The sequence below is a fragment of the Accumulibacter sp. genome (genome assembly GCF_036625275.1).
Taxonomy (GTDB): Bacteria; Pseudomonadota; Gammaproteobacteria; order Burkholderiales; family Rhodocyclaceae; genus Accumulibacter.
In genome coordinates, this window is sequence record NZ_JAZKUD010000019.1 from 48,179 (window position 1) to 54,659 (window position 6,481).

Below are 6,481 nucleotides of genomic sequence, written 5' to 3' on the forward strand. Positions count from 1 at the left end.
TCAAGGCCCCAGGAGAACCTGAGATGAATCTCATCAACCTTGCCCGTGCGGGCGTCTTCTCGCTCATCGCGGCCAGCAGCCTCGCGGTTGCCGCACCGCAGCCCAAGGTCGCCGTGACCGACCTCGCTTATGAGGAACGAGTCAGCGAGTATTTTCGCGTTGTTTCGGCTTCCGAGAAGTCATCGTTACGTGCTTCCGGCCGCGAAAGTGAGCGTGAATCGGATTATGGCTATGCACGGCGCAGCAGCGGTTCGCTGAACGCCAAGTCGGAGAAGAACTACTTCGAAGCAGAAGGCACCTACAGCTACATCGATCGCGGCGAGTTACGCAAATTTACCGCAGACATCAAGGGCGAGATGCTCAAGTCAGGCCGCTTCCAGTTGGTGCAGGGCAAGCCTTTCACCGACAGCAAACATATCGAAAGGCTGTACGACATCATCGCACGCGTCAAGCAGGGCATGTATCCAGGTGCCGACTATGTCCTTTTCGGCTCGATCAACAGTCTGGAATTTCGCCAGGAAGCCAATCCGATCGACCACACCAACACCGTCTCGCATACGCTCAGCCTTGAACTGGTCGCTGAATTCAGCCTGATCAGCACGCGCGACTACAAGATCAAGGCGGCTTTCAGCGCGATGGGTACCGGCCAGGACGTCAAGCTGCTGACCAGTCGTGGCGGCCGTGTCGTTCTCAACCGGGGCAAGGTCGTTTCCGAAGTGTCGAAGAGCCTCGGTGAGGATGCTGCCCGTCAGCTCGACGAGCAATTGGGAGGCATCCGCAGTGACGATGTACGCGGCGAAGGCGGCTATCGAATGCGTGAAGAACAAAACCGCGAGGAAGTGATCATTTTTCGCTGAGCACCCCATGCACTCCATTATTCCGACGCTTGCGCCCTCATGCGCCCCTCTGTGGGCGCATCACGGGCCTGGAGAGCGCTTCTGCTGCAACAGACAGAAAGCCAGGGCGTTTTCATGTTCGGCAGAAAGTGTCTGATCCGCACGGGCGAAATGTAAGCGAAAAGCCTTTCGTGAAGCTTCCGGCGTGCTCGGGTCATAGCCGATGGCGGTAAGTGCGAGCGCCAGATCGAAGCCGACCGGAGCGGGCGGCAGGGGTGCCTCACACCACAGGCCAAAACCCTGCTCAGCCAGCCGTTGCCAGGGAAACCAGGCGCTCGGATCATCCTTCCGGGTTGGCGCAACATCGGCATGACCGATGAAATTGGCCCGAGGAATCTTGTAGCGCTTTTGGATATCCGCCAACAGGGTGAGCAAGGCTTCTATCTGAGTATCAGCAAAGGGTTCGTGGCCATTGTTATCGAGTTCGATACCCAGCGACACCGAGTTGATATCGGTGAAGCCGCCCCACCACGATTTGCCGGCATGCCAGGCGCGAGCATGGTCCTCGACAAGCTGGAAGATCGCACCGTCGCGGCCAATCAGATAGTGCGAACTGACCTTACGTTCAGGAGAGGTGAGCGTATGCAGTGCCTGTTCGAGCGTCGGGTTGCCGGTGTGATGAATGATCACCAGATTTGGCCTGCGACCATCGAAGTTGGGCGATGTCTTCCAACTCGCCCTCATTGCCGTTTTCGGCGACAGTGGCGCACAGGCCGCGAGGATGGCCACCATCGCTGCGGCGAGGAGTCGAAGGAGCAGATGATGGCGTCTCAAAACAGGTGGTTTGATCCGAAATGGGGAAAGACGGGGCGCTATTCTCATCGCAAACGAAACGGATGCACAATCGCTGCCGAGCATTGCCTAGCCTATTTGGCCGCGCTCGCCAGTTTGTCTCTGCTCCGGCGAGCGTATTGTATCGGCTGGGCAAATGGCCTGTTGCAGCGGCCTGCTGATCTCGCCAAAGCTCAGCAGAAGCGGTGAAAAGACTTCGCTGACCAATACCGACTGGTTATCGAAGCCAAACTGCGAGCGACGCGCCCAAAGGACGCCCGGAATTGGTTCGGCGAGTTTTAGCGCCGTCACCGCGGGCGCATAAAGGGCATGCCGTCGATCGATGCGCTTGAAGGTCATCGGTCCACGACTGAATCCGGCATGTGCAAAGAGCAGCGCCCCCAATGAACGGCTGCCCAGGCGTGCCAGCCAAAGGGTCAGCGGGCCGCGCGGCCTGCAGGGCAGGACGGTATGCGCGAAGACGACCCTTTGATCATCACAACTCAGCGCTACTTCGCGTATCCAGGCCTGCTCCTCAACCGCCAGACCAAGCGCTCGTGCTTCATCAGCGGTTGGCCTGGCCAGGCCCTGGTGAATGACCCGTAGCGCGAAGCGCCCACGGGCCTGGATACGGGCCGTCAGCGAAGCACGGTCGCGCAGCCAGGGTAGAAAAGCAATATTGTCGGCCGTGCGCAGCAGCTTGTTTCGCCAGCGCCGCGGGTCCACAACAGGCATTCCTGGAAAACCCTTGTGATTTTGATGGAGTTCTACTGTGGAGCCGGGGCCTTCTCGATGCCGCCAATGCGCGCGCCCGGCTTGATGCCCTTGCTCGAAAACCAGCCAAGATTCATTTCCAGCGCGTAGCGTGCCGCTTTCGCGGCGCAGTGATTGTCCTCAGTCTGTGGCTGCATGTTCTCGATGTTCAGAATTCGGCCGTTTTCGTCGAGAAAAGCCACCGACAAGGGCAAGAACGTATTGCGCATCCACATGCAATGGGTTGCCGCCAGGGGGAAAACGAAGAGCATCCCCTGGTTGGCGGCCATGCTGCGGCGATGCATCAACCCCTGCATGCGATGAGGATTGTCTGCCGCCACTTCCGCGTCGATGCGGTAGAAGCCGGCCGTCAACTCGATGCGCGGCATTTCCGCCACAACCGGTGGCGCTGCCAGCAGCAGAGAAAGGGTGGCCAGAAAAGCGAAAGACGGATGCATCGGAAACTCCGGCGGTACGACTGGGCTGAAAAGGCGCGATCGGTCTGGGCAAACGCCGGCTCGCCGTCGCACTGGCGATGAGGGGGCTACTTCTTCCCGGACTTACCCTCGGCTTTCCCGGAATCTTTCTTCGTGGCCAGCGTTGTTCCGGTTGGAACCTGGGCGCTGCGGTTGGCTTTGGCGGTCAGTGGAGGCTTGCTGCCGACTGCCTGCTTTCTGGCTGCTACCGGTTGACTGGCTGAACGCCCAGCCCCCTTGGCCCCTGGACGCGGCCTGTCCACTCTGGATTCGACCGGTTTGACCGCCTTGGCCGCTGGCGACGCGACGTGCTTTGCCGCCGGCTTCGGCGGTGCGTCGGCCGTACCGAAGGTGACTTCGTCATCTTCCTGCTCGGCCGCTTTTGGAATAGCCAGCGCCGTCGCACAGAACACGCACAGGCCCAAGGACAGGAAGCCGTGCAGCAGATGGTTGATGGTTTTTCGCATAGCCGACATTCTCGATGTTCCTGTTCTGGTGATGCTGCGGGCGCCACACCGCGGGCCTACGCCCCCCCCCTCAGAACCGGCCTGCAAGCGGCGGCCAGATGTGCGTGGGCGGATCAGTGACTGGTGCCCTCCGAACGCGATATTTTATTCCAGACGTTATACTTGCCGACGGGTTTCTTCGCCGGGATACGTTTCACTTCCCCGAGCGTCTGCGCGTCGATCACCAGCAACGCCCCATCCATTTCCCACAGACTGGCCAGGGCATAGCGACCATCACGGGTAAACTCGACATGCGCCAGCGTCTGTCCGGGTTCGGCCCTGATCTGTGCCACCACCTCGAGGGTCTGCTTGTCGATCACCTGCAGTATGTTCTTGTTCTCCTTGCTCATCATCGAATCGGTGAAGGCATAGCGACTCTTTTCATGGCTGCGCAGAAAAAAACCGGGGCCGAGGGTCTTGATCTGCTTGATGGTCTGGTAGGTCTTCAAGTCGATGACGCTCACCAGATCCTGATTCAGATTGGGTGATGCCATGACCGTTCGTTCGCGTCCGGCGGGGTCTCGCCATTTCCAGGTGATTCCGGATCCAAGATGCGGCATTCCTGGCAGATCAAGGCTGGCAATTTTCCGACGGACATCAAGCTGGACCACCTGCCCACTGGTCGCCGAGCGCGACGAACCGAGGATCGTGTCGTAGTTCTGGGTAAAAAAGAAATCATCGAGACAGTCTGCGAGCAGTGTCCGCCGCGGCAAGAACATGGCTGGCCTGAACTCGCCCTCCCGGTATTGGTAGTCGTGCACCCAGCCTTCGGCAATTGGCTCGGCGGCCGGATCGTAGCTGATCTCCCAGACTTCGGGCAGATCCTTGAGTGCGGCCACGAAACTCCTGCGCGGAGCCGCATCATAGACCGCCGAAACCCGCGAACTCTTGTCACCAGCGGCATTTTTCACCGGGATGACCTTAACCAGCGAGAGATCGCCGGCATCGAGCACCACCAGGCTGTGCGGCAGGTAGTTGCCGACCAGCACCCACTGACCGTCGCCGGACACGGCGGCGTTGCGCGTATTCAGACCGGCGCGGATCTCGGCGACCACCACCAGATGGTAGAGGTCATATTTGCTGATCCAGCCGTCGCGCGAAGCGAAATAGACGAAGCGGCCGTCCGGCGAAAACTTTGGTCCGCCGTGCAGCGCATAGCGGCTGGGAAAGCGGTGCAGGCGCTCGAAACGGTCGCCGTCGACGAGCGAGACATGATGGTCTCCGGTTTCGACAACGACGAACAGATTCAGCGGGTCGACACCCCTGAGCGCGTGCCCTGGCGTGGCCGGCAGCGCTGCGGCGTTGACATTGACAACATGCGAACTGCGAATCTGTACTTCACCCCAAACCGGCGCTGGGGTTGCCGGACGATAGATCCATTCCACCAGTTGCTGTGCGTCGTCGGTGCTCAGCTTGTCGCCGAAGGCCGGCATCTGCGTCGCCACGCGCCCTTCGCGGATGACTTTGACTGCCTCTTGCTGGCGCAAGCGTTCGAGGTTTTCGGGTAGCAGCGCCGGACCGACGCCGCCGAGTCGGGATTCGCCATGACAGGCGACACAGTGTTCCTGGTACAGGCGTTGCGCACCCGCAGCGCCAGACGGCAAAGAGACACCGACTAGGCATATGGCCAGCGCGGAGCCGGCAACACATTGGCGCCAGTTCATCAGACACTCCGTAGTTTGATGTGAGGAGTGACGGGAATCGGTGCACGGCCGGGGGAGACACCGATTTCCTCGTCTGTCAGATAACAGCCGGGGTCCTCGGCCCAGGCGTCACCGGTCAGTTGCTGCGCGCGCACACGCGTGTTGCCATTGCAGATGTCGAAGTGTCGGCATTCGCCGCAACGTCCCGAAATGCGCCGGGGAAATTGCTTGAGACCCGCCAGCAGCGGGTCTGAGAGATCCCTCCAGATTTCCGAGAAGGGACGCTGGCGAACGTTGCCAAGCGTGTAATGCCACCACATGGTGTCGGGATGCACATTGCCGAGATTATCGATATTGGCCACATTGACCCCTGATGAATTACCCCCCCACTGCACCAGGCGGGCGCGCATTCTCTCCGCCTGCTCGGGAAACCGCTTCTCCACCCAATGCAGAAAGTAAACGCCATCGGCATCATTGTTGCCACTGGTGAATTCCTTGTACAAACCACGCTGCTGGTAATCGAGGCAGGTCGCAAAGAGCAAATCCATGGCCCAGCGAGTCAGCTGGTGCTGGGCATCGTCCTTGCGGTTCTTGTTGCCGCGACCCGCATAGTTGAGATGCGAAAAATAAAAGCGGTCGATGCCTTCCTGCTCGACCAGCTTGAGCAGGTCCGGCAGGTCCTGCGCGTTGTTCTGTGTCATCGTGAAACGGATGCCGATTTTCAAGCCGAGTTCACGGCACAGACGAATGCCACGCAGCGAAGCGTCGAAAGCGCCCGGCATCTGCCGAAAATGGTCGTGGGTCGAGCCGATGCCATCGAGCGAAACGCCGACATAGTCGAAATCGCACTCGGCGATGCGATCGATATTCGCCTTGTCGATCAGGGTACCGTTCGACGACAGGCCGACGTAGAAGCCCATCGCCTTGGCACGGCGGGCGATGTCGAAGATGTCCGGATGCAGCAGCGGCTCGCCGCCGGAGAGAATCAACACCGGCACGCGAAAACGCCTGAGATCGTCCATCACCGCAAAGATCTCGTCGGTCGTCAGCTCACCAGGAAAGTCCCGATCGGTCGAGATCGAATAGCAGTGCTTGCAGGTGAGATTGCAGCGACGAATGAGATTCCATATCACCACCGGCGCTGGCGGGTTCTGCCTGGGACCGGGCGGCCTGGGTGTCCACAACTCCTGCATGTACTGCGAGATCCGAAACATCGGGCCATCCCCAAATCCGCGTATTAGAAAACAGCTCCATGGCGATGGCCTTGACGTGCATCAAGCTTCGATTTGTCAATTTGCCACCGCACGTCGGTAATCATTCACTCCCCCTACACGGTTGCCGGGATGGCGGGGATGGCGGGGAGCTGCAAGCCTTTGCGAGCGGCTGCGATGACGGTGCCGAGGTACTGCCAGGCGGATGCTCCGCGACGGCGACAG

Annotated in this window: 7 protein-coding genes; 1 reads left to right on the top strand and 6 read right to left on the bottom strand. The window is 60.0% G+C overall.

What is annotated here, in order from left to right; all coding sequences use genetic code 11:
• Positions 1-23: 23 nt before the first annotated feature.
• Complete coding sequence (locus V5B39_RS09150; RefSeq protein WP_332342586.1) at positions 24-857, top strand: penicillin-binding protein activator LpoB; 834 nt, start codon at positions 24-26, stop codon at positions 855-857.
• 60 nt (positions 858-917) lie between these two features.
• Here V5B39_RS09150 and V5B39_RS09155 read toward each other — a convergent pair whose 3' ends face one another.
• The 6 genes from V5B39_RS09155 to nirJ all read right to left on the bottom strand — a co-directional run bounded on the left by V5B39_RS09155 (position 918) and on the right by nirJ (position 6,259).
• Positions 918-1,754 (bottom strand): N-acetylmuramoyl-L-alanine amidase, encoded by an 837-nt coding sequence (locus V5B39_RS09155; protein ID WP_332342587.1) that lies wholly within the window; start codon positions 1,752-1,754, stop codon positions 918-920.
• Positions 1,755-1,757: 3 nt separating this feature from the next.
• Positions 1,758-2,402, bottom strand: a complete 645-nt coding sequence (locus V5B39_RS09160) for a chorismate--pyruvate lyase family protein (RefSeq protein WP_332342588.1) — start codon at positions 2,400-2,402, stop codon at positions 1,758-1,760.
• Between the two features lie 32 nt (positions 2,403-2,434).
• Complete coding sequence (locus V5B39_RS09165; RefSeq protein WP_332342589.1) at positions 2,435-2,878, bottom strand: DUF192 domain-containing protein; 444 nt, start codon at positions 2,876-2,878, stop codon at positions 2,435-2,437.
• A gap of 86 nt (positions 2,879-2,964) precedes the next feature.
• A complete protein-coding gene (locus tag V5B39_RS09170; protein WP_332342590.1) occupies positions 2,965-3,372 on the bottom strand; it encodes a hypothetical protein in 408 nt (135 codons plus the stop codon).
• 104 nt (positions 3,373-3,476) lie between these two features.
• A complete protein-coding gene (locus tag V5B39_RS09175; RefSeq protein ID WP_332342591.1) occupies positions 3,477-5,066 on the bottom strand; it encodes a cytochrome D1 domain-containing protein in 1,590 nt (529 codons plus the stop codon).
• Positions 5,066-6,259, bottom strand: coding sequence for a heme d1 biosynthesis radical SAM protein NirJ (gene nirJ, locus V5B39_RS09180; protein ID WP_332342592.1), 1,194 nt, complete (start codon positions 6,257-6,259; stop codon positions 5,066-5,068). The genes V5B39_RS09175 and nirJ overlap by 1 nt, the downstream gene beginning before the upstream one ends.
• Between the last annotated feature and the right edge of the window lie 222 nt (positions 6,260-6,481).